This is a genomic window from Pseudomonas sp. 65/3-MNA-CIBAN-0223, assembly GCF_040310425.1.
In the GTDB taxonomy this organism is placed as follows: Bacteria; Pseudomonadota; Gammaproteobacteria; order Pseudomonadales; family Pseudomonadaceae; genus Aquipseudomonas; species Aquipseudomonas gregormendelii.
The window spans coordinates 157,507-184,181 of sequence record NZ_JBEOPV010000009.1 but is presented as its reverse complement, the minus strand read 5'-3'; the positions used below and the strand labels follow the sequence as shown (position 1 = coordinate 184,181).

General features: G+C 60.2%; 20 protein-coding genes. 15 read left to right on the top strand and 5 right to left on the bottom strand.

Translation table 11 applies throughout. The annotated features are described in order from the left end of the window. Positions 1–46: 46 nt before the first annotated feature. Positions 47–1,387, bottom strand: a complete 1,341-nt coding sequence (locus AAEZ09_RS13400) for a substrate-binding domain-containing protein (protein ID WP_350599731.1) — start codon at positions 1,385–1,387, stop codon at positions 47–49. Between the two features lie 141 nt (positions 1,388–1,528). Beyond that, positions 1,529–2,341, bottom strand: coding sequence for an exodeoxyribonuclease III (gene xthA / locus AAEZ09_RS13395; protein WP_045059165.1), 813 nt, complete (start codon positions 2,339–2,341; stop codon positions 1,529–1,531). A gap of 265 nt (positions 2,342–2,606) precedes the next feature. Here xthA and AAEZ09_RS13390 point away from each other — a divergent pair, with 265 nt between their 5' ends. The 7 genes from AAEZ09_RS13390 to AAEZ09_RS13360 all read left to right on the top strand — a co-directional run bounded on the left by AAEZ09_RS13390 (position 2,607) and on the right by AAEZ09_RS13360 (position 13,761). Continuing rightward, the gene (locus tag AAEZ09_RS13390) at positions 2,607–3,257 is read left to right on the top strand and encodes a GNAT family N-acetyltransferase (protein ID WP_045059166.1); all 651 of its coding nucleotides are present in this window, start codon (positions 2,607–2,609) and stop codon (positions 3,255–3,257) included. Positions 3,258–3,322: 65 nt separating this feature from the next. Next, a complete protein-coding gene (locus tag AAEZ09_RS13385; RefSeq protein WP_350599729.1) occupies positions 3,323–5,050 on the top strand; it encodes an autotransporter assembly complex protein TamA in 1,728 nt (575 codons plus the stop codon). After that, complete coding sequence (locus tag AAEZ09_RS13380) at positions 5,047–8,721, top strand: translocation/assembly module TamB domain-containing protein (protein WP_350599728.1); 3,675 nt, start codon at positions 5,047–5,049, stop codon at positions 8,719–8,721. The genes AAEZ09_RS13385 and AAEZ09_RS13380 overlap by 4 nt, the downstream gene beginning before the upstream one ends. Positions 8,722–9,003: 282 nt before the next feature. Then, positions 9,004–9,477, top strand: coding sequence for a MarR family winged helix-turn-helix transcriptional regulator (locus tag AAEZ09_RS13375; protein WP_350599726.1), 474 nt, complete (start codon positions 9,004–9,006; stop codon positions 9,475–9,477). Then, positions 9,474–10,937, top strand: a complete 1,464-nt coding sequence (locus tag AAEZ09_RS13370) for an efflux transporter outer membrane subunit (protein ID WP_350599725.1) — start codon at positions 9,474–9,476, stop codon at positions 10,935–10,937. Before AAEZ09_RS13375 ends, AAEZ09_RS13370 begins: the two co-directional genes overlap by 4 nt. A 15-nt stretch (positions 10,938–10,952) precedes the next feature. Then, entirely contained in the window at positions 10,953–12,158 is a 1,206-nt protein-coding gene (locus AAEZ09_RS13365) for an HlyD family secretion protein (RefSeq protein ID WP_350599724.1), read from the top strand. Between the two features lie 73 nt (positions 12,159–12,231). Continuing rightward, positions 12,232–13,761, top strand: a complete 1,530-nt coding sequence (locus AAEZ09_RS13360) for a DHA2 family efflux MFS transporter permease subunit (RefSeq protein ID WP_350599722.1) — start codon at positions 12,232–12,234, stop codon at positions 13,759–13,761. A 25-nt stretch (positions 13,762–13,786) separates the two neighbouring features. Here the strand turns inward: AAEZ09_RS13360 and lpxH are convergent, their stop codons facing one another. Together lpxH and AAEZ09_RS13350 are read right to left on the bottom strand one after the other, a co-directional pair. Further along, on the bottom strand, positions 13,787–14,515 hold the full coding sequence (gene lpxH / locus AAEZ09_RS13355) for a UDP-2,3-diacylglucosamine diphosphatase (RefSeq protein ID WP_045062339.1): 729 nt from the start codon (positions 14,513–14,515) through the stop codon (positions 13,787–13,789). Continuing rightward, positions 14,512–15,015 (bottom strand): peptidylprolyl isomerase, encoded by a 504-nt coding sequence (locus AAEZ09_RS13350; RefSeq protein ID WP_045062337.1) that lies wholly within the window; start codon positions 15,013–15,015, stop codon positions 14,512–14,514. Before AAEZ09_RS13350 ends, lpxH begins: the two co-directional genes overlap by 4 nt. Positions 15,016–15,296: 281 nt before the next feature. On the opposite strand from AAEZ09_RS13350, the gene AAEZ09_RS13345 reads away from it, so the two are divergent. From AAEZ09_RS13345 to AAEZ09_RS13335, 3 genes are all read left to right on the top strand, one after another. Beyond that, entirely contained in the window at positions 15,297–16,994 is a 1,698-nt protein-coding gene (locus tag AAEZ09_RS13345) for a glutamine--tRNA ligase/YqeY domain fusion protein (protein ID WP_045062335.1), read from the top strand. Positions 16,995–17,012: 18 nt separating this feature from the next. Beyond that, positions 17,013–18,395 carry a cysteine--tRNA ligase gene (cysS, locus tag AAEZ09_RS13340; RefSeq protein WP_350599721.1) on the top strand — a complete coding sequence of 461 codons (1,383 nt, stop codon included), beginning with the start codon at positions 17,013–17,015 and terminating at the stop codon, positions 18,393–18,395. Positions 18,396–18,978: 583 nt separating this feature from the next. After that, positions 18,979–20,187 (top strand): MFS transporter, encoded by a 1,209-nt coding sequence (locus AAEZ09_RS13335; RefSeq protein ID WP_350599720.1) that lies wholly within the window; start codon positions 18,979–18,981, stop codon positions 20,185–20,187. A gap of 99 nt (positions 20,188–20,286) precedes the next feature. Here the strand turns inward: AAEZ09_RS13335 and AAEZ09_RS13330 are convergent, their stop codons facing one another. Next, positions 20,287–22,119 (bottom strand): sigma-54-dependent Fis family transcriptional regulator, encoded by a 1,833-nt coding sequence (locus AAEZ09_RS13330; RefSeq protein ID WP_205892397.1) that lies wholly within the window; start codon positions 22,117–22,119, stop codon positions 20,287–20,289. Positions 22,120–22,526: 407 nt separating this feature from the next. On the opposite strand from AAEZ09_RS13330, the gene AAEZ09_RS13325 reads away from it, so the two are divergent. From AAEZ09_RS13325 to AAEZ09_RS13305, 5 genes are read left to right on the top strand one after another with little or no spacing between them, the layout of a single operon-like run. Beyond that, entirely contained in the window at positions 22,527–23,621 is a 1,095-nt protein-coding gene (locus AAEZ09_RS13325) for an ABC transporter ATP-binding protein (RefSeq protein WP_205892398.1), read from the top strand. Then, positions 23,621–24,718, top strand: a complete 1,098-nt coding sequence (locus tag AAEZ09_RS13320) for an ABC transporter ATP-binding protein (RefSeq protein ID WP_045062326.1) — start codon at positions 23,621–23,623, stop codon at positions 24,716–24,718. Before AAEZ09_RS13325 ends, AAEZ09_RS13320 begins: the two co-directional genes overlap by 1 nt. Continuing rightward, entirely contained in the window at positions 24,715–25,581 is an 867-nt protein-coding gene (locus AAEZ09_RS13315; RefSeq protein ID WP_033057091.1) for a carbohydrate ABC transporter permease, read from the top strand. Before AAEZ09_RS13320 ends, AAEZ09_RS13315 begins: the two co-directional genes overlap by 4 nt. Positions 25,582–25,589: 8 nt before the next feature. Next, entirely contained in the window at positions 25,590–26,390 is an 801-nt protein-coding gene (locus AAEZ09_RS13310) for a carbohydrate ABC transporter permease (RefSeq protein ID WP_045062323.1), read from the top strand. A 10-nt stretch (positions 26,391–26,400) separates the two neighbouring features. Then, positions 26,401–26,673 (top strand): DUF2160 domain-containing protein, encoded by a 273-nt coding sequence (locus AAEZ09_RS13305; protein ID WP_045062321.1) that lies wholly within the window; start codon positions 26,401–26,403, stop codon positions 26,671–26,673. The last annotated feature ends 2 nt before the right edge of the window (positions 26,674–26,675 follow it).

Here is a 26,675-nt window from a genome sequence, read left to right as displayed (position 1 = left end):
GCGAGCGAGCCAGCTCGCCACGGGGCTGTGACAGATTCCAGTTTATTCAGTAAACCCAGACCTCAACCCGCCGATTCCTGATCCGTCCCTCATCCGCGCTGTTCGCCGCCACCGGCATCTGCGCGCCAAAACCGCGGATTTCGCGCAGCACCACACCGCGCTTGGCCAGCTCGCGCCGCACGGCCATGGCCCGCAGCTTCGACAACAGGTCGGCGCGTGCAGGGTCAGTCTTGGCATCGCCAAATCCCACCAGCGTCACCTGCCGATCGGCCTTGTCGCGCTGGTTTATATAGTCCAGCACTCGCGACAGGTCCTGGCGCGCCTTGTTGTCCAGGGTGGCACTGCCTTCTTCAAAGCGAAAATTCACGGTCAGACGCTGCGCATGTCGGCTGAGGGTTTGATACTCCTCTGGCATCAACGCATTGGGGCTTACCGACATGGCCTGGACGGTCTGCGCGATAAACCCGTTGGCTGCGACAATCTCCTGGCCCTGACTGCCCTGGGCGAATTTCACCAACGCCTGTGCCCAGGGATTATTGCCTCTGGGCGGCAGGTAAAGGAACAGTCGACGTGACAGCGGATAGTCTTCGGTGGCGATCAGATTGTTCAGTGGCAGCATCGCCTGGGAAGCACCGTCGGCAATCGCCACGGCTTTGGCCTGGCGCACGTACGGCAAACCGATAAAGCCGATGCCCTGAGGGTCCTGGCTGACGGCGTCCGACAATTGCTCGCTGGACTCGAAGCGTTGTGCGCTGGCGCTCAGGGTTTTCCCACGACCGTTGAGGACCAGTTCCTTCAAGGTGTCGTAAGTGCCGGAGTGATCATCGCGCGCATAAAGATGGATCGTCCCGCCGCTGCCACCGACTTCTTCCCACGTCCTGATGTCACCACTGAAGATGCGCGCCAGTTGATCGGTGGTCAGTTGTTTCAGCGGATTGTCTGGATGCAGGATGATCGCCAAGCCGTCGATCGCAATGACCTGCTCGGCGCCGGGACTCTTCAGGTCGCCCAGGGATTGCAGGCTGGCGAGTTCGCTGTCCTTGATCGGGCGCGAGGCGGCGGCGAGGTCGGCAGAGGCGCTTTGCAGCGCAGTGAAGCCGGTGCTGGAGCCGTGCGCGGCGATCTCGACCTCCACCCGACGCCCCTCGACAGTTTCGCCGACGACGCGCACTTCGTTGGTCTTGCCTGGCGCTTCGCGATGAACCTTGAGCACACCTTGTTCGCGCAGCAGCCCTTCGACCAGCGCCGGGCCCAAGGCTGCGCCGATGGTGTTGGAACCCTGGATGCGCAATACCGGGCCGTGCTCGGGCAGGGGTAACGCAACCGCCAACGCCGATACGGGCGTGACAACGCCCAGCAGCAACAGGAACAAAACGCGCAGCAGCATGCTGGCACCCTACAAGAGCAAAGGAAGTGCCCGCAGATTAAGTCAGTAGGGTTTCATAAAGATGACAGCTCAAAAGATCGCAGCGTGCGCAGGAGATGTGTAGGAGCTGTCGAGTGAAACGAGGCTGCGATCTTTTAAATATCAACTCAACTCAAGCCAGATCGGCGCATGATCCGACGGTTTTTCCATCCCGCGCAATTCATAGTCCACACCCGCATCCTTCACCCGTGGCAACAAGCCATGGGACGCCATGATCAGGTCGATCCGCAGCCCACGCTTGGGTTCATCCTCAAAGCCACGGCTACGGTAATCGAACCAGCTGAAGCGATCAGTCACGTGCGGGTTCAGGTGCCGGAAGCTGTCCACCAGCCCCCAGTTCTTCAACCGCGCCATCCACTCACGCTCTTCCGGAAGGAAGCTGCACTTGCCGGTCTTCAACCAGCGCTTCATGTTGTCCGGCCCGATGCCGATGTCGCAGTCTTCCGGGGAGATGTTGACGTCACCCATGACTACAACCGGCTGCTCATTGCTGAACTGACTTTCCAGCAGTTGCTGCAAGTCATTGTAGAAGCGTTCCTTGGCCGGGAACTTGGTCGGGTGATCGCGGCTTTCACCTTGTGGGAAGTAGCCGTTCATGATCGTCACCGGCACGCCGTTGGCATCAGCGAACTTGCCCCAGATGAATCGGCGCTGGGCGTCTTCGTCATCGGTGGCGAAACCTTTGTGCAGCTCCAGGGGTTCCTGGCGAGAGAGCAGGGCCACACCGTAGTGGCCTTTTTGCCCATGGAAATACACGTGGTAGCCCAGCGCTTGCACGTCGGCCAGCGGGAACTGGTCATCGTGGACCTTGGTTTCCTGCAGCCCGATCACGTCGGGCTGATGCTTCTCAATCAGCGCCGCCAGCTGATGCGGGCGAGCACGCAGCCCGTTGATGTTGAAGGAGACGATCTTCATGGTCGGCAGTCCTGGCGCAAAAGGGCGATGCTAACTGACATGCCTTCGAGGGGCCAGCCGTTGGTGTGTTTTCGGCTGTACTTGTCCATCCCGCGGCTCGCGGGTCGGCGAGCCCCGCGCACACCTGCGATCCACTTGGTCTATACCTTGTTAGACCCAGCGCACCTGCTGTTTTCAAACCAGCAAGGAACTGTGCCGGCACCCAGAGGCTCGTACCAACAAGAGCGCCGCCATTTTGAGCGGTGCCCCGGGGAGATTTGCCGTTATGCCCGAAACCTCGACCGCCATTGCCGATATCCACATGCTCGACAGTGGCTATTCCCGCGAAGCCCGCTCGTTGCTTTACCAGGCCTACCGCCACGAGCCGACGTTCAGCTATCTGTTCGAAGCCGAACGTCCCGGCTACGAGCAGCGAGTGCGCGCCACCGTGCGCGAGCTGGTCAAGCAGCATTTCCTCCAGGACTTGCCCGCCATCGGCCTGCTGGTCAACGACCGCCTGATTGGCATCGCCCTGATCGCGCCGCCGCAACGTCGCCTGGGGATCACCGAAAGTTGGGCATGGCGTTTGCGCATGGTCCTGAGTACCGGGTTTCGCTGCACCCGCCGCTACCTGGAATACCACGATGCGGTCATGGCGTGCGTGCCGTCCGACTCGGTGCACCTGCTGCCCTTGCTGGGTATTCATCCGCAATTTCAGGGCAAGCACTTCGGCGAACAATTGTTACAGGCTGTGCACAACTGGTGCGCCGTCGATGAGCACTCCCAGGGCGTTGTGCTGGACACCGGCAACCCGCGTTACCTGGAATTTTACAAGCGCCAGGGCTATGAGGAGATCGGTGAAGTGGCTATTGGCCCGGTACGTGAGCACGTATTTTTTCACGCCAACCCCCAGGTCCTGCAAACCGCCACCGCATAAAGGACGAACTTTGCGCGCAAACCAGGCTCTATCACGCTCCCAAGCTCGTGATAGCATCCGCGCCTATGAAGTTTCCAGGAAGAATTACCAGTAGCGTGCTGATGCTGATAACCAGCTGCACAGCGCTGGCGCAAAGTGAATTGGATGTGCGGGTCAAACCGTCCAACGATGAACTCAAGGCCAATATAGAGGGCTATATCGGCAGCCTCGGCGATCGTGACGAAGAAGCCTTGTTGCGCTTCAGCCGCGGTGCCGAGGAGCAGGCTCGCAAGGCTGCCCAGGCCCTGGGTTATTACCAGCCGCAGATCGAGACGGACGTGAAGGGCGGCAAGAGTCCACGGCTGATTCTCAACGTCGATCCCGGTGAGCCGATTCACCTGCGCAATGTCACTATTCGAGTCGAAGGACCGGCGGCGTCGCTGAAATCCTTTCGTGTTCCCAAAAGTGCGGCGCTGAAAACCGGCGCAGTGCTCAACCATGGCAATTACGAAGACGCCAAGCGCCTGATCCAGAACCAGGCGTCGCGTTTCGGTTTTTTCAGTGGGCATTTTTCCCGCCAGACTCTGTCGGTCGACCCGAGGGCGGGCTTAGCCGATATCGATCTGGTCTACCAGAGCGGCCCGCGTTACTCCCTGGGCAAGGTCAATTTCGAGGGCGACACGCCATTCGACGAAGATTTGCTCAGGCGCATGGTGCCCTTCAAGGAAGGCGCTCCGTACGACTCCGAGCTGATCGCCGAACTCAATCAGGCGATGCAGTCCAGTGGCTATTTTGAAAGTGTGCGGGTCGATGCAGCCCCCACCGCTTCGACAAACAATGTGATCCCGGTCGACGTCAAGCTCGACACCCGCAAGCCGCGCACCATGGGGCTGGGCCTGGGTTATTCCACCGACGTCGGCCCGCGGGTCAAGGCCAACTGGACGCGTCACTGGGTCAATCCCCAGGGCCACAGCTACGGCTGGGAAACCGAAATATCGGCACCCCGGCAGAACGTCGGGATTTTCTACGACATCCCCCTGGACCCGCCCCTGACGGACAAGCTGCGTTTCGCTGGCGGCTACCAGAGCGAAGAAATCGCCGACAAGGACTCACTCAGCAAGCTGCTGACCATAGGTCCCGAGTGGCACAGCAAGCTGCCCAGCGGTTGGCAGCGCGTGGTGTCGCTGAAGTGGCAGCGCGAGGAATATCGACTCGGCGACGACTCGGGTCTCAGTACCCTGTTGATGCCCGGGGTCAGTTATTCCTATTTGAAAAGCGACAACCGCATCGACCCGCACAACGGCTATCGCCTGCAATTCGAGACCAAGGTGGCCAAGGAGGGATTGGGCTCGGACAACAACCTGCTGTACGGCACGGCGCTGGTCAAAGGCCTGACCACGGTATTCGACAAACACCGCTTCCTTGGCCGGGTCCAGGTTGGCGGTAGCGCCACCAACGGCTACAAATCGATACCACCGTCGCTGCGGTTCTTCGCCGGTGGTGATCAGAGCGTACGTGGTTACGACTATCAGAGCCTGTCCCCGGAAAACTCCGAGGGCGACCGGATTGGTGGCCGGTACATGGTCACCGCCAGTGCCGAGTACCAATACTCGGTCGCCGAAAAATGGCGGGTGGCGACCTTTGTGGATCAGGGCAACTCCTTTAATAAGCTCGAATTGCCGAACCTCAAGACCGGCGTGGGTATCGGCGTGCGCTGGATCTCGCCAGTGGGGCCGATCCGCCTTGACCTGGCCCACGCGCTGGATGACGAGGGTGGCGTTCGACTGCACTTTTCCATGGGGCCCGAGTTGTGAATCGTGGTTTGAAGATAACGCTGCTGGCCATCCTCGGCCTGTTGCTGCTGACTATTCTGGCTGTCTCCACCGTGCTTGGGACGGCGGCGGGCAGTCGCTGGGCGCTGGGTTTCGTGCCGGGCTTGAGTGTGGACAATTTCCAGGGTCGCCTGGGCGGTCAATGGAGCGCCGATCATCTGGTATGGCAGCAGGACAGCAGCCGGGTTGAGTTGAACAAGGCGATCTTCGCCTGGTCACCCGGTTGCCTGGCCCGCCGGACCCTGTGCATCGAGCAGTTGCAGGCCGAGCAGGTCAGCCTGCAGTTTCCACCGGGCACCGACCAAGACAGCAGCGGGCCAATCAGCCTGCCTGACCTGGACCTGCCGCTGGCCATCGAGCTGGGTGATGTCAAGGTCGGGAGCCTGCTGTTCAACGGCAGCGAAGAGCTCAGGGGCTTGCAACTGGCCGCACACTGGACCGCCCAGGGCTTGAAGATTGACTCGGTCAAGCTGCAGCGCGACGAACTGAGCCTGAATCTGTCCGGCCTGCTGCAACCCAGCGGCAACTGGCCACTGACCGCTGAAGGCCACCTGACGTTGCCCGCGCCTGGCACCGGTCCTTGGGCCCTGGCCCTGAAAATCGACGGAGACCTGCTCAAAACCCTCAACCTCAAGGCCGACAGCAGCGGCTATCTGAACGGGCAGTTGACGGGTGAACTGCAGCCGCTGGTGGAGAACCTGCCGGCCAAGGTGCGCATTACGGCGGACGGCTTCAAGGCCAGCGCCGATCTTCCGGATACCCTGCAACTCAATCAGCTTGAACTCTCGGGCGCCGGTGACCTGAAAAACGGCTACCAGCTCCTCGGCACGGCTACGCTGCCGGCGGAACAAGGCCCGGTCGCCCTGGCGCTGCAAGGCAAGGTCGACGCTCAGGGCGCGCAGATTGCCGGTCTGGACCTGAGCGCAAACGACAAACAGTACCTCAAACTCACCGGCCAGCTGGACTGGAGCAAAGGCCTGAGCGCCGATGCCAAGATCGACTGGCTGGACTTCCCCTGGCACCGCGTCTATCCGCTGATCGATGAGCCACAAGTGGCATTGCGCAGCTTCAACGGCGAAGTCTCCTACACCGACGGCAAATACCTGGGGCACTTCAAGGCTGCGCTGGATGGCCCGGCCGGTGCCTTCAGCCTGCAGAGCCCGTTCGCAGGCGACCTGACTAAAATCTACCTGCAGCAAATCCAGCTGGAAGCAGGGCAGGGCAAGGCCCAGGGCCACCTGAACCTGCAATTTGCCGATGGCATCGCCTGGGATACCGCGCTGGATCTGTCGGCAATCGATCCGGCGTACTGGGTCGCGGAGCTGCCGGGCACGTTGGCCGGCCCGCTGCGCAGTACTGGCGAGATGAAAAATGACAAGCTCAGCCTCAACGCCGACCTCGACCTCAAGGGCAAGCTGCGTGGTCAACCTGCGGTCATCCAGGCCAAGGCCGATGGCGCCGGCGAGCAATGGAACCTCAGTGCCTTGCAGATTCGCCTGGGCGACAACAGCATCAATGGCAAGGGCAGCCTGCAGCAGAAACTCGCCGGCCAGATCGATATCAAGATGCCGCGTCTGGCGCAGCTGTGGCCACAACTGCGCGGCCAGCTCAATGGCCGGATGGACGTCGCCGGTACACTCAAGGCGCCACAAGGCAAACTCGGCCTGCAAGGCACTCAGCTGGCTTTCCAGGACAATCGTTTGCAAAGCCTGAACCTGGACGCGACCTTGGACAGTGCGCAGCGGGCGAAAATCGATCTCAAGGGCAGCGGCATCCGGGCCGGTGATACCGCGCTGGGCACGCTCACTGCCAGCGGTCAGGGTGACATCAAGAATCAGAAACTCAGCCTTGCCCTGCAAGGGCCGCAGCTCAAGCTCGCCCTCGGTCTGGACGGCGCGCTGGACCAAGGCAACTGGCGCGGACGCCTGGCCACTGGTGATATCCAGGCCGGCGGCCAGGACTGGAGGTTGCAGGGCCCGGCGAAGCTTGAACGCCTGGCCGACGGTAAAATCAACTTCGGCGCCCATTGCTGGCGGTCCGGCCCGGCCAGCCTGTGCGGTGAAGACCAGCGCCTGATGCCCGAGCCCAAGCTGCGCTATCACCTGAAACAATTCCCGATCGAGAGCCTGGCGCAGTGGTTGCCCAAGGACTTCGCCTGGAAAGGCGCGCTTAACGCCGACCTGCAGCTGGATCTGCCCGCCAGCGGTCCGAATGGCCAGATCAGCATCGATGCCAGTGGCGGCACGCTGCGAGTGCGCGACAAGGATCAGTGGCTGGACTTCCCGTACCAGGCCTTGCTGCTCACCAGCAAAATGACCCCCAAGCGCATCGACACCGACCTGAACTTCGTCGGCGGCAAGCTGGGGGAGCTGCGGGTTCAGGCCCAGATCAACCCGCTGCCGGCAAACAAACCCATGAGTGGCACGTTCCGCCTCAATGGCCTGGACTTGTCCGTGGCCCGGCCGTTTGTGCCGATGGTCGAAAAAATCACCGGGCGCCTGAATGGCAGCGGCACGATCGGCGGCACCCTGATGGCGCCTTTGGTTAACGGCAATCTGCTGTTGAGCGATGGCGAAGTGTCCGGACCGCAATTGCCGATCGAACTGCAAGCCCTGCAGCTGCAGGCAGTGATCGCCGGGGAAACCGTGCAGTTGAACGGCGGCTGGAAAAGCGGCAAGACCGGGCAGGGCACGCTCAATGGCAACATCGCCTGGGGCCAGGCACTGGTGGTGGACCTGGCACTCAAGGGCTCGCAGCTTCCGGTGTCCGTCGAACCCTATGCAAAGCTTGAGGTGGCCCCGGACCTGAAAATCTCGATGAAAGGCGATGAGCTGGCGGTCGCCGGCAAAGTGCTGGTGCCCAGAGGGGAAATCACCGTGCGCGAGTTGCCGCCATCGACGGTCAAGGTCTCCGATGACACGGTCATCGTGGGTCAGCAGACCGAGCAAGGCAAGCCGCCACTGGCGATGAAAATGGACATTGATGTGGAGGTGGGCGCCGACAAACTCAGCTTCGCCGGTTTTGGCCTGACGGCCAACCTACAGGGCCACGTGCACATCGGCGACAACATGGACACCCGCGGCGAGCTCTGGCTCAACGACGGTCGTTACCGCGCCTACGGCCAGCGCCTGACCGTGCGCCGGGCCCGTTTGTTGTTTGCCGGGCCGTTGGATCAGCCGTTCCTGGACATCGAGGCCATCCGCCAGACCGATGACGTTATCGCCGGCATTCGCCTGAGTGGCAGCGCCGAACAGCCCACCACGCAGATCTTCTCCGAACCAGCATTGAGCCAGGAGCAGGCCCTGTCCTACCTGGTGCTGGGGCGGCCGCTGAGTACGGATGGCGGCGATAACAACATGCTTGCCCAGGCGGCACTGGGCCTGGGTTTGATGGGCAGTGCCGGGGTGACCAGCGGGTTGGCCAAGAACCTGGGCATTCAGGACTTCCAGCTCGACACCCAGGGCAGTGGCGACCAGACCGCCGTGGTCGCCAGCGGCAATATCTCGGAAAAACTCAGCCTGCGGTATGGGGTTGGGGTGTTCGAGCCGGCCAATACCATTGCGTTGCGTTACAAGCTGAGCAAGAAGGTTTACCTGGAAGCGGCGGGTGGCGTGGCGAGTTCACTGGATATCTTCTACAAGCGCGATTTCTAAGCCGCGTTCCCTCTAAAACCGAGTCGCTGCCTTCGCGGGCAAGCCCGCTCCCACAGGGATCGGATGTCCTGCAGGGATCTCACTTCAAGAGTCACCAATCCCACAGGTGTAACACGGAACCTGTGGGAGCGGGCTTGCCCGCGAAGGCGTCGGTACGGCCACCAATGCCTCCTCCATTTATCACTCAAATACAAAGCATCCTAACTATTACGTTGACATTCGCTGCCTAGGCAGTAACATCTTGTCATACATTCTCTGCCTAGGCAGCTAATCGGTGGCCAGATGAAACACTTCACCCCGGACGACTTCAAGAACTGCCACCTCGGGCTCCTGCTCGGGCGAGCTGCGCTGCTCAAGGACCGGATCATCGACACCCACATGGAACCTCACGGCATTACCGCCGCGCAGTTCAAAGTGTTGATCATCATGGCCCAGTTCGGCGTCGACACCCCGGCCGAACTTTGCCGTCACCTGTCGCTGGACAGCGGTTCCATGACGCGAATGCTCGATCGCCTGGAGCACAAAGGTTTCCTCGCCCGCCAGCGCTCGGAAGCCGACCGTCGTCAAGTGCAGCTGGTACTCACTGCACAAGGCCAGCAGCTGGCTGACCGCCTGCCAGACATCGGCGTGGCAGCCATGAACGAATTGGCTGGCGCCATCACCGAGCAAGAGCTGGCGACCCTGGAACAGATCCTGAAGAAAATTTTAGTCGCGGCGGGTGACTCCATCACCTTGCTGCGGGTAGGTGATAAATGAGCAGTAAACTCTCGCGCACCCGCTTGAGCCTGGTGCTGGTGGCCATGACCCTGGCGGGTTGTGCCAATTACAGTGGCTTGAAAACCGAAGGCGTCAGTCTGGATGCAAAAAGTCTCAAGGCCGGGCAGTCGCTGACCGGCGTCACCTTGTCGCCTGCCGCCTGGCCGAAAAGCGCCTGGTGGACGAGCCTCGGCGACCCGCAACTTGACGGGCTGATCCGCGAAGCCCTGCAAGACAGCCCCGACATGCAGATTGCCGAGGCTCGCGCGCATCAGGCCAGCGCCGCAGCCTACGCCGCCGATGCCGAGCGCATGCCGACGCTCGATGCCAGTGCCGGGGTCAGCCGTGCCCGCCTGGCTCGGGATCAGGACCCGCAGGGGCAGGGCGGGGCGTATTCCACCCTGCGTAACCTCGGTGCCAGTTTCAATTACAACTTCGACCTTTGGGGTGGGCAGCGGGACGCCTGGGAAGCTGCACTGGGCGAGGCCCGTGCCGCCGAAGTCGACCAACAGGCCGCGCAGTTGACCCTGGCCGCCGACGTCGCCCGGGGCTACAGCGATCTGGGCCAGGCCCACATCATCCATGACCTGGCCAGCGAAGACCTCAAGCGTACCCGGCAGATGCTCGACCTGAGCAAGCGCCGCCTGAGTTCGGGTATCGACAGCCAGTATCAGTTCCAGCAGACCGAAAGCCTGGAAGCCAGCTCGCAGGCCAGCCTGATCGATGCTGAAAAACGCCTGAACAGCGCGAAGATCGCCCTGGCGGTGCTGCTCGGCAAGGGCCCGGATCGCGGCAATGAAATCCCCCGGCCCAAAGTCCTCCAGGCCAGCGCCGTGGCACTGCCATCGGTGCTGCCGGCCGAACTGCTCGGTCGCCGGCCGGACCTGATCGCCGCGCGCTGGCGGGTCGAAGCCGCGAGCAAGAACATTGCCGCCGGCAAGACCCGCTTCTACCCCAACCTCAACCTGAGTGCTGCCGCTGGCTTCGAATCGTTGCTGGGGGATGCAATGTTCGGTTCGGCCAGTCGTTTCTTCAACGTCGGGCCGACGATTTCCCTGCCGATTTTCGACGGCGGCCGCCTGCGTGCCGACCTCGATTCCCGCGACGCCGACTATGACCTCGCGGTGGCGCAGTACAACAAAAGCCTGGTCAAGGCACTCGGCGATGTCAGCGACTCGATCAATCAGCTGCGAGATATCGGCCGGCAGATCGGCGCGCAGCAGCACGCCACCGAGATCGCCCGGCAATCCTACGACACCGTGGTCCAGCGCTACGGTTCCGGCATCGGTAACTACCTGGACGTGCTCAGCATCGAGCAGCAATTGCTCCAGGCCCAGCGTCAGCTGGCCAACCTGAATGCCGAGCAGATCGACCTGTCGATCCAACTGATGCAGGCGCTGGGCGGAGGCTTCCAGGGTGACACCCTGGCGGCCGCCACTTCAGCCACGCAGCACAACTAATTCAAGGTAACTGTCATGGCCACTGCCGAAAACACTCAAAAAGCCGCCGATGCTCATCAGGACACCGGCAATCCGCGCAAGCGCAAGATCATGCTGGTGCTTCTGGCCATTGTCGTGATCCTCGCCGGTGCTGGCGTCTGGGTCTATCACGAGCTCTACGGGCGCTGGAACGAGAGCACCGACGATGCCTATGTGAACGGCAACGTGGTGGAGATCACTCCGCTGGTCACCGGCACCGTGGTCAGCATCGGTGCCGACGATGGCGACCTGGTGCATGAAGGTCAGGTGCTGATCAATTTCGACCCGAATGACGCCGAAGTCGGGCTGCAAAGTGCCCAGGCCAACCTGGCCCGCACCGTGCGTCAGGTTCGCGGCTTGTACAGCAATGTCGACGGCATGAAAGCCCAGGTCAACGCCCAGCAGGCGGAAGTGCAGAAGGCCCAGGACAACTTCAATCGACGCAAGAACCTGGCAGCCGGCGGGGCGATCTCCCAGGAAGAACTGTCCCACGCCCGCGATGACCTGACCTCGGCGCAAAACGCCCTGGCCAATGCCCGCCAGCAACTCAAAACCACCAGCGCGCTGGTGGATGACACTGTGGTTTCGTCGCACCCGGACGTCATGTCCGCCGCCGCGCAACTACGCCAGGCCTACCTGACCAACGCCCGCAGCACCTTGATCGCTCCGGTTACCGGTTATGTCGCCAAGCGCACGGTGCAATTGGGCCAGCGGGTTCAACCGGGCACCGCGCTGATGGCGGTGATTCCCCTGGATCAACTGTGGATCGACGCCAACTTCAAGGAAACCCAGCTGCGCGACATGCGCATCGGGCAGCCGGTGGACATCGAAGCCGACCTCTATGGCAGTGACGTGAAGTACAGCGGCACCATCGACAGCCTTGGCGCCGGAACCGGCAGCGCGTTCGCCCTGCTGCCGGCGCAGAACGCTACCGGTAACTGGATCAAGATCGTCCAGCGGGTGCCGGTGCGGATTCATATCAACGCCGAAGAGCTGGCCAGGCATCCATTGCGCGTCGGGCTGTCGACCCAGGTCGATGTGAACCTGCATGACCAGAGCGGTCCGGTGCTGGCGCAACAGCCGCCGCAAAAGGCCTCGTTCAGCACCAACGTCTACGACCGTCAGTTGGCCGAAGCCGATGCAATGATCGCCCAACTGATCCACGACAACAGCGCCGCGGCGAGCAAGACCGCGCAACGCTGATTCGCAACCACACAAACCCTGTGGCAGCGGGCTTGCCCGCGCCCACAGGGTCTGAAGCTCCAAAGGATTTGCGATGAGCAATAACGCCTCTTTCACGCCTCCCAGCCTGCTGCTCAGCACCATCGGCCTGTCGCTGGCGACTTTCATGCAGGTGCTCGATACCACCATTGCCAACGTGGCGCTGCCGACGATCTCCGGCAACCTGGGGGTCAGTTCGGAGCAGGGCACCTGGGTCATCACCTCGTTTGCCGTGAGCAATGCGATCGCCCTGCCGCTGACTGGCTGGCTCAGCAGGCGCTTCGGTGAGGTGAAGCTGTTTCTCTGGGCGACCATCCTGTTCGTGGTTGCCTCGTTCCTGTGCGGCATTTCCACCTCGATGCCGGAGCTGATCCTGTTCCGGGTGGTCCAGGGCCTGGTCGCAGGGCCGTTGTACCCGATGACGCAGACGTTACTGATTGCGGTCTATCCACCTGCGAGGCGCGGCATGGCCCTGGCGTTGCTGGCGATGGTCACGGTGGTGGCGCCGATTGCAGGCCCGATCCTCGGCGGCTGGATTACCGACAGCTACAGCTGGCCGTGGATCTTCTTCATCAACGTACCGATCGGTATCTTCGCGGTGATGGTCGTGCGTCAGCAACTGAAGGCGCGCCCGGTGGAAACCAGTCGCCAGCCGATGGATTACGTCGGCCTGATCACCCTGATCATCGGGGTCGGCGCCTTGCAGGTGATCCTCGACAAAGGTAATGACCTGGACTGGTTCGAATCCAACTTCATCATCATCGGCGCGGCCATTTCGGTGATTGCCCTGGCGGTGTTCATCATCTGGGAAATGACCGACCAGCATCCGGTGGTCAACCTGCGCCTGTTTGCCCACCGCAACTTCCGTATCGGCACAATAGTGCTGGTGCTGGGGTATGCCGGGTTCTTCGGGATCAACCTGATCCTGCCGCAGTGGCTGCAAACCCAGATGGGCTATACCGCGACCTGGGCCGGGCTGGCGGTGGCGCCGATCGGTATCCTGCCGGTGATCCTGTCGCCGTTTGTCGGTAAGTACGCGCACAAATTCGACCTGCGCCTGCTGGCCGGCCTGGCATTCCTGGCGATTGGCCTGAGCTGCTTCATGCGCGCCGGTTTCACCAACGAAGTGGACTTCCAGCACATCGCGCTAGTGCAGTTATTCATGGGCATTGGCGTGGCACTGTTCTTCATGCCAACGCTGAGCATCCTGATGTCAGACCTGCCACCGAGCCAGATCGCCGACGGCGCCGGGCTGGCGACTTTCCTGCGCACCCTGGGCGGCAGCTTTGCGGCATCGCTGACCACCTGGATCTGGATTCGCCGGGCGGATCAACACCACGCCTACATGAGTGAAAGCATCAGCACCTACGAGCCCGCCACCCGTGACGCGCTCAATGCCCTGGGCGGCCCTGGCAACCCGGCCTATGCGCAACTCGATCATGTGCTGACCAGCCAGGCGTACATGCTCTCCACCGTGGATTATTTCACGCTGCTGGGGTGGGGGTTCATGGGGTTGATACTGATCGTGTGGCTGGCCAAACCGCCATTTGCCGCCAAGGCCGGGCCTGCGTCGGCAGGGCATTAATGGTTGTGGCTGCGATCTTTTGAACTTAAGAGGCTGTAAAATCAAACGGGGCCAACGCAAACCCGTTCTCATCGACCTGCAACGCCCACCCCTGGCGATCCCAGTCCCCCAGCACAATGCGCCTGGCCGCCTGCTCGCCAATCTGCAATTTGTGAATGGCTGGGCGGTGAGTGTGGCCATGGATCAGGGTTTTCACCCCGTATTGCTGCATCACCCGCGGCACTTCCTCGGGGGTCACATCGACAATGTCATTGGCCTTCATTCGGGTCTGGGCCCGGCTTTCGCTGCGCAGTTTGCGCGCCAGCTTGTGCCGCGTGCCCAAGGGCAGGTGGCGCAGGATGAACAGGGTGACGGGATTGCGCAGGTAGCGACGCAGCTTCATATAGGCTTCGTCGCGGGTGCACAGGCTGTCACCGTGCATCAATAGCACCGGTTCGCCTGCGAGTTGCACGATGCTCGGGTCTTTCAACAGCGTGCAGCCGGCCTGTTTGCAGAAGGCCTGGCCGAGCATGAAGTCGCGATTACCGTGCATCAGAAAAATGGCCGTGCCGCTGTCGCTGAGATCGCGCAGGGCCTGGCAGATGGAACGCTGGAAGGCGGTCATGGCATCGTCGCCAATCCACGCTTCGAAAAAGTCGCCGAGGATGTACAACGCACTCGCCGAGCGGGCGCGCCCGGTGAGCAAATCCAGAAACGCCCGGGTAATGTCCGGGCGCTCCTCTTCCAGATGCAAGTCTGAAATCAGCAGTATCACTCAATGATCTCGGCTTTCTCGATGATCACGTCTTCTGCGGGAACGTCCTGGTGGCCGGACTTCATGGTGGTGGAAACACCTTTGATCTTGTCGACTACTTCTTCACCGGCCACCACTTTGGCGAACACGGCGTAGCCCCAGCCCTGGGTGGTCTTGGCGCTGTGGTTGAGGAAGCTGTTGTCGGCCACGTTGATGAAGAACTGCGCGGAAGCCGAATGCGGCTCCATGGTGCGGGCCATGGCTACGCTGTACTTGACGTTCGGCAGGCCGTTGTCGGCTTCGTTCTGGATGCTTGGGCGCTTGTCTTTCTTTTCTTTCATGCCTGGCTCGAAACCGCCGCCCTGGATCATGAAGTTACCAATGACGCGGTGGAACACGGTGTTTTCGTAGTGGCCTGCCTTGACGTATTCGATGAAGTTGGCAACGGTCAGCGGTGCCTTTTCAGCGTTCAGTTCCAGGACGATGTCGCCATGGTTGGTGGTCAGTTTGACTTGGGTCATGATCGGTACTCTTGATGAATTAAAGCTTCATGAGATAAAGCGTTTTCAATGAATTCGTGGTTTTGGGCATTGGCGCCTGCAACCGGTTCAGCCTGTATTGGGCCAAGAAACGCAGTTTAGCGCGACAGACGCGAATTTCGAGGCTGTTTTTCATTTGCAGGCGATTAAATGCAGCCGTTTTCGGGCCTGCTCTGTCAGCAGCTTGACGGCATCGGCTATGATAGCGGCTTTGATTTGTCAGGCCCCGTCTGCGGCCGCGCACTTGTACGTTCAAGGATCCTATGAGCAAGCCCACTGTCGAACCTACCTCGAATTCCAAGACCGGCCCAGCCGTGCCGGCCAATTTCCTGCGCCCGATCATCCAGGCGGACCTGGACTCGGGTAAGCACACGCAGATCGTCACCCGCTTCCCGCCCGAGCCCAACGGCTATCTGCACATCGGTCACGCCAAGTCGATCTGTGTGAACTTCGGCCTGGCCCAGGAATTCGGCGGCGTCACGCACCTGCGCTTCGACGACACCAACCCGGCCAAGGAAGACCAGGAATACATCGACGCGATCGAAAGCGACATCAAGTGGCTGGGCTTTGAATGGTCCGGCGAAGTGCGCTACGCCTCGCAATACTTCGACCAGTTGCACGACTGGGCAGTCGAGCTGATCAAGGCCGGCAAGGCCTACGTCGATGACTTGAGCCCCGAGCAGGCCAAGGAATACCGCGGCACCCTGACCGAGCCGGGCAAGAACAGCCCGTTTCGTGATCGCTCCGTGGAAGAGAACCTCGACTGGTTCGCGCGCATGAAAGCCGGTGAGTTCCAGGACGGCGCGCGGGTACTGCGGGCCAAGATCGACATGGCCTCGCCGAACATGAACCTGCGCGACCCGATCATGTATCGCATCCGTCACGCCCACCACCACCAGACCGGTGACAAGTGGTGCATCTACCCCAACTACGACTTCACCCACGGTCAGTCGGACGCCATCGAAGGCATCACCCACTCGATCTGCACCCTGGAATTCGAAAGCCACCGGCCGCTGTATGAGTGGTTCCTCGAGCACCTGCCGGTACCGGCCCACCCGCGCCAGTACGAGTTCAGCCGCCTGAACCTGAACTACACGATCACCAGCAAGCGCAAGCTCAAGCAACTGGTGGACGAGAAGCACGTGCATGGCTGGGACGACCCGCGCATGTCCACGCTGTCGGGCTTTCGCCGCCGTGGCTACACGCCCAAATCGATCCGCAACTTCTGCGACATGGTCGGTACCAACCGTTCCGATGGCGTGGTCGACTTCGGCATGCTGGAATTCAGCATTCGTGATGACCTCGACCACAGCGCACCGCGCGCCATGTGCGTCCTGCGTCCATTAAAAGTGGTCATCACCAACTACCCGGAAGGCCAGGTCGAGAACCTCGAACTGCCGTGCCACCCGAAGGAAGACATGGGCGTGCGCGTCCTGCCATTCGCTCGGGAAATCTACATCGACCGTGAAGACTTCATGGAAGAGCCGCCAAAAGGCTACAAGCGCCTGGAACCCAACGGCGAAGTACGCCTGCGCGGCAGCTACGTCATTCGTGCCGACGAAGCGATCAAGGACGCCGACGGCAACATCGTCGAACTGCGTTGCTCCTACGACCCCGAAACCCTGGGCAAGAACCCTGAAGGCCGCAAGGTCAAAGGCGTGGTGCACTGGGTGCCGGCCGCGGCCAGCGTCGAGTGCGAAGTGCGTCTGTACGATCGCCTGTTCCGCTCGCCGAATCCTGAGAAGGCCGAAGACAGCGCCAGTTTCCTGGACAACATCAACCCTCAATCGCTGCAAGTTCTCACCGGTTGTCGTGCCGAGCCTTCGCTGGGCAACGCACAGCCGGAAGACCGTTTCCAGTTCGAGCGCGAAGGTTACTTCTGCGCGGATATCAAGGACTCGAAACCAGGTCATCCGGTATTCAACCGCACCGTGACCTTGCGTGATTCGTGGGGCCAGTGATTCAAGGAAACAACTAAAGTGCTATCGATCTACAACACGCTCACCAAGAGCAAAGAAGTTTTCAAGCCGCTGGATGGCAACAATGTGCGCATGTACGTCTGCGGGATGACCGTGTATGACTACTGCCACATTGGCCACGGCCGCAGCATGGTCGCGTTCGACCTGGTGACCCGCTGGTTGCGGTTCAGCGGTTACAACCTGACCTACGTGCGCAACATCACCGATATCGAAGACAAGATCATCAACAGGGCGCGGGAGAACGGCGAGCCGTTCGACGCGTTGACCGAGCGCATGATCACCGCCATGCACGAGGACGAGGCGCGCCTCAACATCCTCAAGCCGGACATGGAGCCGCGTGCCACGGATCACATTCCGGGCATGCTGAGCATGATCCAGACCCTGATCGACAAGGGTTACGCTTACGCACCGGGCAATGGCGACGTGTACTACCGCGTGGCCAAGTTCATGGGTTACGGCAAGCTGTCGCGCAAGAAGATCGAAGACCTGCGCATCGGCGCCCGTATCGAAGTCGACGAGTCGAAACAGGACCCGCTGGACTTCGTACTGTGGAAGGCCACCAAGCCGGGCGAGCCAAGCTGGCCATCGCCTTGGGGCGACGGTCGTCCGGGCTGGCACATCGAGTGCTCGGTGATGTCCACCTGCTGCCTGGGTGAGACCTTCGATATCCATGGCGGCGGCAGTGACCTCGAGTTCCCGCACCATGAAAACGAAATCGCCCAGAGCGAAGCGGCCACCGGCAAGACCTACGCTAACGCGTGGATGCATTGCGGCATGATTCGCATCAATGGCGAGAAGATGTCCAAGTCCTTGAACAACTTCTTCACCATTCGCGACGTGCTGGAAAAGTACCACCCGGAAGTGGTGCGTTACCTGCTGGTATCGAGCCACTATCGCAGCGCGATCAACTACTCCGAAGACAACCTCAAGGACGCCAAGGGCGCACTCGAGCGTTTCTATCACGCCTTGAAAGGCCTGCCGAGTGTTGCTCCGGCCGGCGGCGAAGCCTTTGTCGAGCGTTTCACCCAGGTGATGAACGACGACTTCGGTACACCGGAAGCCTGTGCGGTGCTGTTCGAGATGGTCCGCGAGATTAACCGCTTGCGGGATACAGATATCGACGCGGCGGCGGGTCTGGCGGCGCGCCTGAAGGAACTGGCCAGTGTGCTGGGTGTGTTGCAGCTTGAGGCCGATGACTTCCTGCAGGCTGGTGCTGAAGGGCGGGTTGATGCGGCTGAAGTCGATGCGCTGATTGCTGCGCGTCTGGCCGCTAGGGCTGGTAAAGACTGGGCCGAATCGGACCGCATCCGCGACCAGCTCACCGCCATGGGCGTGGTGCTGGAAGATGGCAAGGGCGCGACTACCTGGCGTTTGGCTGACTGATAGCGATCGTCGTTGAAAACAAAACCCGCCTTGTGCGGGTTTTTGTTTTTTGGGTGCGTGTGGTCGAGGGGTAAACGCATTTTAGTGGTAAGAAGTGTTGGCGTTGTTCAACGTGTGCAGCGGTTAGTCTTCAGTGGTTGACTTTGTGTGTCGTTTCGGCGTTTCGAACTGGCAATAAGTTCGTTAGTTTTTTTGTGAGGTTTTTCCGAAGAGCGAGTAGGAAGTTTCCTTTTTGGTTTTTTAGTAAAGACAGGCGTGGTTAAGTAAGAGAAGTGTGTGATCCAATGGATGATATTTCTTGAGCTAGCACTTGTCCGCGATTCAGGTGCAATTAACTTTAGAAATGCCGTTTTCGCTTCTGGGAGGTTAATGTGCAAGACCTGATTACTTCTGAGTATCCCGATCATGTGTGCATCCACAATTTCTTCGAAGAGCAGGTTGCGCGCGGTCCGGGGTCAACGGCGCTTATCTTTGAGGGCCAAGTGCTCAGCTGAATAATAACATCCGGTCACCGATACCTTCCCATTAGTTGCGTCAAATACTGTGGGCTACTTATCAGTGTTAAATTCAGAAAGGACAAATCATGGCTAATCCTTATCGCGAACTTCTCACCACCCCGGGCGTCATGGGGTTAGTGATCGCGAGTTCCATTGCCCGTCTGCCCCAGGCAATGATCGGCATCGGCGTCATTACCATGTTGGTGCAGCAGACGGGTCTTTATTGGCTGGCGGGCTCGGTTGCCGGTACTTTTACCTTGGCGAATGCGCTAATCGGCCCGCACGTATCAAAACTCGTTGATCAACGGGGCCAGAGTCGGGTTCTGCCGTTTGTGACGGCCTTCAGCATTGGCATGTTGCTGGCGCTAATCATTGCTGTCTCTCTGAGGGCTCCGGCCCCACTGCTTTTTATTCTTGCGGGATTGGCGGGCACGATGCCGAGCATGCCCGCGATGATAAGAGCGCGCTGGACGCAACTTTTCCGCGGCAAGCCGCAATTACACACTGCCTTCTCTTTGGACACGGTTCTAACTGAACTCGCCTTTATCATCGGCCCACCACTCGCCATTGGTTTGAGCGTCAGCTTTTTCGCCGAAGCCGGGCCGCTTGTAGCCGTCTTGTTGCTGGTTGTCGGCGTGACGGCTTTTCTTATGCAACGGCAGACAGAACCGAAGGTGGTCGTTGGCGTTAAAAGGAACGCTAGCTCGATCCTGCTTATCCCCGGCGTTCGTACCATCGTGCTGGCGCTCTTGGCCATGGGTGTGATTGGCGGATCAATCGACGTTGCGGTTGTTGCCTTCGCCAACGCTCAAGGCTGGCCAGCGTCCGCCAGTTTCACCCTGGCAGCCTATGCGCTCGGTTCAATGATTGCGGGCCTGACGTTCGGCGCGATAAGGATTTCCTTACCGATTGAAAAGCAGTTCTTTATCGGAGTTCTGATAACAGCAGTCACAGCCGTGTTGCCCATTTTCTCACCGGACGTCTACATCCTTTCGGGGATGCTGTTTGTGGCAGGTGTGTCATTTGCGCCAACTATGGTCGTCGTCATGAACCTCGGTACTATCATTGTTCCGCCGTCTAGGATCACCGAAGGACTGACATGGATGACAACGGGTATCAGCATAGGCGTAGCGCTCGGTGGAGTACTATCGGGCTTGATCATCGATACTTATGGTGCACGAGCAGGGTTCGGTGTAGCCATTGCCGCAGGGCTAATAATGGTGGTCATCGTGCTGCTTGGCCTGCGCACCCTTCAAGCCGCGTCAGCGACGTATGCCGAGCCGATCTTTCAATAATTGGCAATGTCCAGGCTGGACAAATGGACGCAGCACTGCAAGAGGTGATTCAACTCAGCTAAGGCAATGAGTTTGCTACGCCCATCGTGAATTGATTCATCACTCGGCCTGACGCAACCGCTTGTAAAGCGTATTACGACTAACCCCCAACCGCCGGGCCAGGTGCGAAATATTCCCGCCCACTGCCTGCAACTGCCGATTTAAATCCTCGGCATCATCCAGATCCACTGCCAGCGGCTCCGGTCCATCCACCGGCTCCATCTGCATATCGACAAAAAAATCATCGGGCAAATGCTCCGGGCGCACCGGTTGCTCCTCGGCCATGGCCAGCGCCACCTGCATCACGCTGCTGACCTGGCGCAAATTCCCCGGCCACGGGTGGCGAGCAAACAACTCCAGCACCTCACGACTCAAACCCGCCCACTGCGACGGTTCGCGATGCTGTTCCCACAATCGTTTGAACAGCTCCTGCTTGTCACTGCGTTCCCTTAACGGCGGCAACTCCAGGGTCAACCCGCCGATGCGGTAATACAAATCTTCGCGAAACCGGCCCAATTGAACCTGTTCGCGCAGGGATCGATTGGTCGCCGAAATAATTCGAATATCCACCGGAAACAATTCACTGCTGCCCACCGGTTGCACGCAACGCTCCTGTAACACCCGCAACAGACGTGCTTGAGTCGGCAGCGGCATGTCGCCGATTTCATCGAGGAACAGGGTGCCTTTGTCGGCCTTGCGAATCAGCCCGATGCTGCCTTTCTGGTTGGCGCCAGTGAACGCGCCTTTTTCGTAGCCGAACAGTTCAGACTCCACCAACTCGGCGGGGATCGCTGCACAGTTCACCGCGATAAACGCCTGTTTGCTGCGCGAGCTGGCCTGGTGCAGAGCCTTGACGAAAACTTCCTTGCCCACACCGGTCTCACCGTGGATGAGCAGCGGAATGTCCTTCTCCAGCAACCGCTCGGCCTGGCGCACGGCTTTTTCCACCCGGCTGTCGCCAAAGTGCAAGGTATTGAGACTGATCCCAGCCGATGGTACTGCTGGTTGCTCGACGAACACTCGAGCCTTGACCGGCACTTGCTTGGGCCGTTTCAACAGGCACTGGAAGCGATTGCGTCCCGAGGTCTGCAGCGCGAAGGGCAGATCATCCGGCTGATTCAACAGTTCCAGCAATGAGACCTTGAACAGACTCTCGACGCTCACTCGCGACAGACTGATGCCGAGCAGATTGTCCGCCCGTCGATTGGCCGACAGCACCTGGCCGCTCTCATCAAAAATCAGCAAGCCGGCCCACTGGCTGTCGAGGTTGTTCAAACCGGTGTTGAAGGTCAGTTGGAAGTGTTGGCCGTGGAACAGGTTGAGAATCAGCCGGTTCTCCACGGTCTGACTCATCATCTTGACCATGCCCAGCGTGTGTGACGGCGGCAGGTAGCTGTCGCTTGACACATCCAGCACGGCGATCACTTTGCGCTCGGCATCGAAAATCGGCGCGGCGGAGCCGGTCATGAAGCGGTTGGCCTTGAGGAAATGTTCATCGTGTTCGATATGCACCGCCTGCTCACAGGCCAGCGCGGTGCCGATCGCGTTGGTTCCGCTGCAGCGCTCCATCCAGCTGGCCCCGGCGCTGAAGCCTCGGGTCAGTGTCGGCTCGATGAATCGCTGGGTCCCCCAAGATGTCAGCACCTGGCCCTGATTGTCGGCGAGCATGATCAGGCAGTTGGAGTTACTGAGGATGTTCTCGTAGTAGGGCAGGACCTCCTGATGGGTGGTCTGTACCAGTGAATGCTGGCTCTCCAGCAGTTGCGCTATGCCAGCGGCCGGCAGCTGATCGAAGGCCGGGGCGCTTTGATGGTCCAGACCAAACGCGCGGCAACGGGACCAGGAGTCCTGAATGATGGCGTCATGGGAGAGCGGCGAGGCAGGTACGGCCATGGCAGGCGATCTCTGAGCAAAGCTTTTATTGTTTTTATGGGTACTTCAGTTGCCCACGACCTGCGTGGGAGCTGCCGAAGGCTCGGGCCGCGTTCGGACGATCTTTTGATCTTGATTTCCAGCTCATTTGAAGACGCACAAGATCAAGATCAAGATCAAAAGATCGCAGCCTTCGGCAGCTCCTACAGGGACCGTGAAGAGTCCATAGAGTGTTGTTCACTATTGTTCATTGTCAACCGACCATCTGTTCAATTGTTCATTGGCGGTTGTTCATTTCTGTTCAGCATTGAACCCCGGCTGCTCGCCAGTTTGGCGTTTTTCCCAGTGGTTCAACGACTTGCGTTTCCTGGCATGAAACTCGCTCTACAGCCTGGGTCGCTTGACTCCAATAATAAAAAGGCCGAGCCATGTCGTTAACCCTGGAGCACGTCAGCCGCACCGTCGAAGGCCAGACCTGGATCGACGATGCGTGCCTGAATTTTGAAGCCGGTTCTTTCAACGTTCTGCTCGGTCGCACGCTGTCCGGCAAAACCAGCCTGATGCGCCTGATGGCCGGCCTGGACAAGCCCGACAGCGGGCGCATCCTGATGAACGGCGTCGACGTCACCCAACGCCCCGTGCGTCTGCGTAACGTCTCGATGGTGTATCAGCAGTTCATCAACTACCCGACCATGACCGTGTTCGAGAATATCGCCTCGCCTTTGCGCCAGGCAGGGGTGTCCAGGGACCTGATCGAGAGCAAGGTTCAGGAGACGGCGAAGATGCTGCGCATCGAGAAGTTCCTCCAGCGCCATCCGCTCGAACTGTCTGGTGGCCAGCAACAGCGCACTGCCATGGCTCGTGCCCTGGTCAAGGATGCCGAACTGATCCTGTTCGACGAACCGTTGGTCAACCTCGACTACAAGTTGCGCGAAGAGCTGCGCCAGGAAATGCGCGAGCTGTTCAAGGCCCGGCACACCATCGCGATCTACGCCACCACCGAACCCAATGAAGCATTGGCGTTGGGCGGCACCACGACCATTCTTCACGAAGGACGGGTGATCCAGAGTGGCAAGTCGTCCGAGGTCTATCACCAGCCGCAGAGTGTGCTGGCGGCAGAACTGTTCTCCGAGCCGCCGATCAACCTGATGCCCGGGCGCATTGCCGGCAATGAAGTCAGCTTCGCCAATTTCGTGCACTTCCCGCTGAACGTCGACCTGCGACCGGTCGGTGAGGGTGAATACCGCTTTGGCGTGCGGCCCAGTCATATTTCCCTGGTGCCGAGCAACGACGATGACCTGGAGCTGGCAGTAACGGTCGAGGTGGCGGAAATCAGCGGATCGGAAACCTTCCTGCACGTGCGCAACGAACATTTCCTGCTGGTGCTGCACTTGCCCGGGGTTCACGAATACGACGTCGACGCGCCGATTCGCATCTATATCCCGACCCACAAACTGTTTGTGTTCGATGCCCAGGGCCGCTTGGTCCAGGCACCCGGGCGCCGTATCGCGAGGGTTGCCTGATGGCCGAGATCCGCTTGCAGAACCTCGCCCACAGCTATACGCGCACGCCGAGCGGTCCGGAGGACTACGCGATCCGCGAGATGGATCACATCTGGGAGCAGGGGGGCGCCTACGCCTTGCTCGGCCCTTCGGGCTGCGGCAAGTCGACCTTGCTCAACATCATTTCCGGCCTGCTCAGCCCGTCCCAGGGCCAGGTGCTGTTTGACAGCAAAGTCGTCAACGACCTGACTCCGGAGAAGCGCAACATAGCCCAGGTGTTCCAGTTCCCGGTGGTCTACGACACCATGACGGTGTTCGACAACCTGGCCTTTCCATTGCGCAACCAGGGCATGGCCGAAGCGAAAATCCACAGCAAGGTCCAGGAGATTGCCGAGGTCCTCGACCTGCAGGCGCTGCTGGGCAAGAAGGCGCGCAACCTGACTGCTGACGAAAAACAGAAAGTCTCCATGGGCCGTGGGCTGGTCCGCGATGACGTCTCCGCGATCCTGTTCGATGAGCCACTGACCGTGATCGATCCGCACTTGAAGTGGAAGTTGCGGCGCAAGCTCAAGCAGATCCACGAGCAGTTCAACATCACCATGGTCTACGTCACCCACGATCAGCTGGAGGCCTCGACCTTTGCCGACAAGATCGCCGTGATGTACGGCGGCCAGATCGTGCAGTTCGGTACTCCGCGGGAGCTGTTCGAACGGCCGAGCCATACTTTCGTGGGCTATTTCATCGGCAGCCCCGGGATGAACCTGATCGACGTGCAGCCCCAGCCTGGGGGCGTCGGGTTTGCTTCGACCCACTTGCCGTTGTCCGAAGCGCAACAGCAGCGTATCGCTGAATCCGAATGGCAGACCCTGAAGGTTGGCATTCGTCCGGAGTTCGTCCATGTGTGGGACGAGCCATTCGATGACGCGATGCAGGCAAAAGTCGTACACGTCGAAGACCTCGGTACCTACAAGATCATGACCTTGAACCTCGATGGCGCCCCGCTGAAAGTACGCCTGGCCGAAGACAAGCCGGTGCCGCAAGGCACTGCCTACATCAGTTTCCCGGCCCAGTGGTTGATGGTCTATGCCGATGATTACCTGCTGGAGACGCAGCCATGAACAAGGTGCAGAACAACAAGGCCTGGTGGCTGGTGTTGCCGGTGTTCCTGCTGGTGGCATTCAGCGCAGTGATCCCGATGATGACCGTGGTCAACTATTCGGTGCAGGACATCTTCGATCAATCCAGTCGGTACTTCGTCGGCGCCGACTGGTACAAGCAGGTGCTGCTTGACCCGCGGCTGCATGACTCGTTGCTGCGCCAGTTCATTTACTCCGGCTGTGTGCTGCTGATCGAGATCCCCCTGGGCATTGCGATCGCGCTGACAATGCCGACCAAGGGCCGCTGGTCGTCGCTGGTGCTGATCATTCTGGCGATACCGCTGTTGATCCCGTGGAACGTGGTGGGCACCATCTGGCAGATCTTCGGCAGAGCCGACATCGGCCTGCTGGGTTCGAGCCTCAATGCCATGGGCATCAGCTACAACTATGCGGCGAACACCATGGACGCCTGGGTCACGGTGCTGGTGATGGACGTCTGGCACTGGACTTCGCTGGTGGCGCTGCTGTGCTTTTCCGGCCTGCGGGCGATCCCGGACGTGTACTACCAGGCGGCACGGATCGATCGGGCCTCGGCCTGGGCAGTGTTCCGCCATATCCAGCTGCCCAAGCTGAAAAGCGTACTGCTGATCGCGGTAATGCTGCGCTTCATGGACAGCTTCATGATCTACACCGAGCCGTTCGTGCTGACCGGCGGCGGCCCGGGCAACGCCACCACCTTCCTCAGCCAGACCCTGACCCAGATGGCGATCGGCCAGTTCGACCTTGGCCCGGCTGCGGCTTTCTCGCTGGTGTACTTCCTGATCATCCTGTTGGTGTCCTGGCTGTTCTACACCGCCATGACTCACTCTGACGCCAACCGCTGAGGTCTGCCATGAGCAAAAGAAAGCTGATCCCGTTGCTGATCTACATCCTGTTCCTGCTGGTGCCGATCTACTGGCTGCTGAACATGTCCTTCAAGAGCAACACCGAAATCCTCAGCGGCCTGACCCTGTTTCCGCAGGACTTTACCTTGGCCAACTACAAGGTCATCTTCACTGATCCAGCCTGGTACACCGGCTACCTCAACTCGCTGTATTACGTGAGCCTGAACACGGTGATTTCCCTGAGCGTGGCGTTGCCGGCCGCCTATGCGTTCTCGCGTTATCGCTTCCTGGGCGACAAGCACCTGTTCTTCTGGCTGCTGACCAACCGCATGGCGCCCCCGGCCGTGTTCCTGTTGCCGTTTTTTCAGCTGTACTCCTCGATCGGTCTGTTCGATACGCACATCGCCGTGGCCCTGGCGCACTGCCTGTTCAACGTGCCGCTGGCCGTGTGGATCCTCGAAGGCTTCATGTCCGGGGTGCCCAAGGAAATCGACGAAACGGCCTACATCGACGGCTACAGTTTCCCCAAGTTCTTCGTGAAGATCTTCATTCCGCTGATCGGCTCCGGTATCGGTGTTACGGCATTTTTCTGCTTCATGTTTTCCTGGGTCGAGTTGCTGCTGGCGCGCACCCTCACTTCGGTGAACGCCAAGCCGATCGCGGCGGTGATGACTCGCACGGTCTCGGCGTCCGGTATCGACTGGGGTGTGCTGGCGGCGGCAGGGGTACTGACCATCTTGCCCGGCATGCTGGTGATCTGGTTTGTGCGCAACCACGTGGCCAAGGGTTTTGCCCTGGGCCGGGTATGAGGAGCTGATGATGGAATGGATGAGCTGGACTGTCCCCACCGCGGTGTTTTTCATCGTCATTGGCCTGATCCTGGTGGGCATGACGACGTGGGAGCTGCGTTCTCCGAGCGTCCTTCGCCGGGGTTTTTTACCGATTGCCACCACCCGTGGCGATCGGCTGTTTATCGGTCTTCTCGGTAGCGCCTACCTGCATTTGCTGGTGATTGGCGCCACCGACTGGAGCATCTGGGTAGCGTCCGCGTTGTCCCTGGTGTGGCTGTTGGCTGTGATGCGCTGGGGCTAGTC

What these genes read in the sequence shown, in the direction of transcription:
- AAEZ09_RS13400 (WP_350599731.1), bottom strand. Translation starts at nt 1,387, where the DNA reads ATGCTGCTGCGCGTTTTGTTCCTGTTGCTGCTGGGCGTTGTCACGCCC.
- AAEZ09_RS13335 (WP_350599720.1), top strand. Translation starts at nt 18,979, where the DNA reads ATGGCTAATCCTTATCGCGAACTTCTCACCACCCCGGGCGTCATGGGG.
- AAEZ09_RS13390 (WP_045059166.1), top strand. Translation starts at nt 2,607, where the DNA reads ATGCCCGAAACCTCGACCGCCATTGCCGATATCCACATGCTCGACAGT.
- xthA (WP_045059165.1), bottom strand. Translation starts at nt 2,341, where the DNA reads ATGAAGATCGTCTCCTTCAACATCAACGGGCTGCGTGCTCGCCCGCAT.
- AAEZ09_RS13320 (WP_045062326.1), top strand. Translation starts at nt 23,621, where the DNA reads ATGGCCGAGATCCGCTTGCAGAACCTCGCCCACAGCTATACGCGCACG.
- AAEZ09_RS13305 (WP_045062321.1), top strand. Translation starts at nt 26,401, where the DNA reads ATGGAATGGATGAGCTGGACTGTCCCCACCGCGGTGTTTTTCATCGTC.
- AAEZ09_RS13315 (WP_033057091.1), top strand. Translation starts at nt 24,715, where the DNA reads ATGAACAAGGTGCAGAACAACAAGGCCTGGTGGCTGGTGTTGCCGGTG.
- AAEZ09_RS13360 (WP_350599722.1), top strand. Translation starts at nt 12,232, where the DNA reads ATGAGCAATAACGCCTCTTTCACGCCTCCCAGCCTGCTGCTCAGCACC.
- AAEZ09_RS13375 (WP_350599726.1), top strand. Translation starts at nt 9,004, where the DNA reads ATGAAACACTTCACCCCGGACGACTTCAAGAACTGCCACCTCGGGCTC.
- AAEZ09_RS13365 (WP_350599724.1), top strand. Translation starts at nt 10,953, where the DNA reads ATGGCCACTGCCGAAAACACTCAAAAAGCCGCCGATGCTCATCAGGAC.
- AAEZ09_RS13345 (WP_045062335.1), top strand. Translation starts at nt 15,297, where the DNA reads ATGAGCAAGCCCACTGTCGAACCTACCTCGAATTCCAAGACCGGCCCA.
- AAEZ09_RS13385 (WP_350599729.1), top strand. Translation starts at nt 3,323, where the DNA reads ATGAAGTTTCCAGGAAGAATTACCAGTAGCGTGCTGATGCTGATAACC.
- AAEZ09_RS13370 (WP_350599725.1), top strand. Translation starts at nt 9,474, where the DNA reads ATGAGCAGTAAACTCTCGCGCACCCGCTTGAGCCTGGTGCTGGTGGCC.
- AAEZ09_RS13350 (WP_045062337.1), bottom strand. Translation starts at nt 15,015, where the DNA reads ATGACCCAAGTCAAACTGACCACCAACCATGGCGACATCGTCCTGGAA.
- AAEZ09_RS13325 (WP_205892398.1), top strand. Translation starts at nt 22,527, where the DNA reads ATGTCGTTAACCCTGGAGCACGTCAGCCGCACCGTCGAAGGCCAGACC.
- AAEZ09_RS13310 (WP_045062323.1), top strand. Translation starts at nt 25,590, where the DNA reads ATGAGCAAAAGAAAGCTGATCCCGTTGCTGATCTACATCCTGTTCCTG.
- AAEZ09_RS13330 (WP_205892397.1), bottom strand. Translation starts at nt 22,119, where the DNA reads ATGGCCGTACCTGCCTCGCCGCTCTCCCATGACGCCATCATTCAGGAC.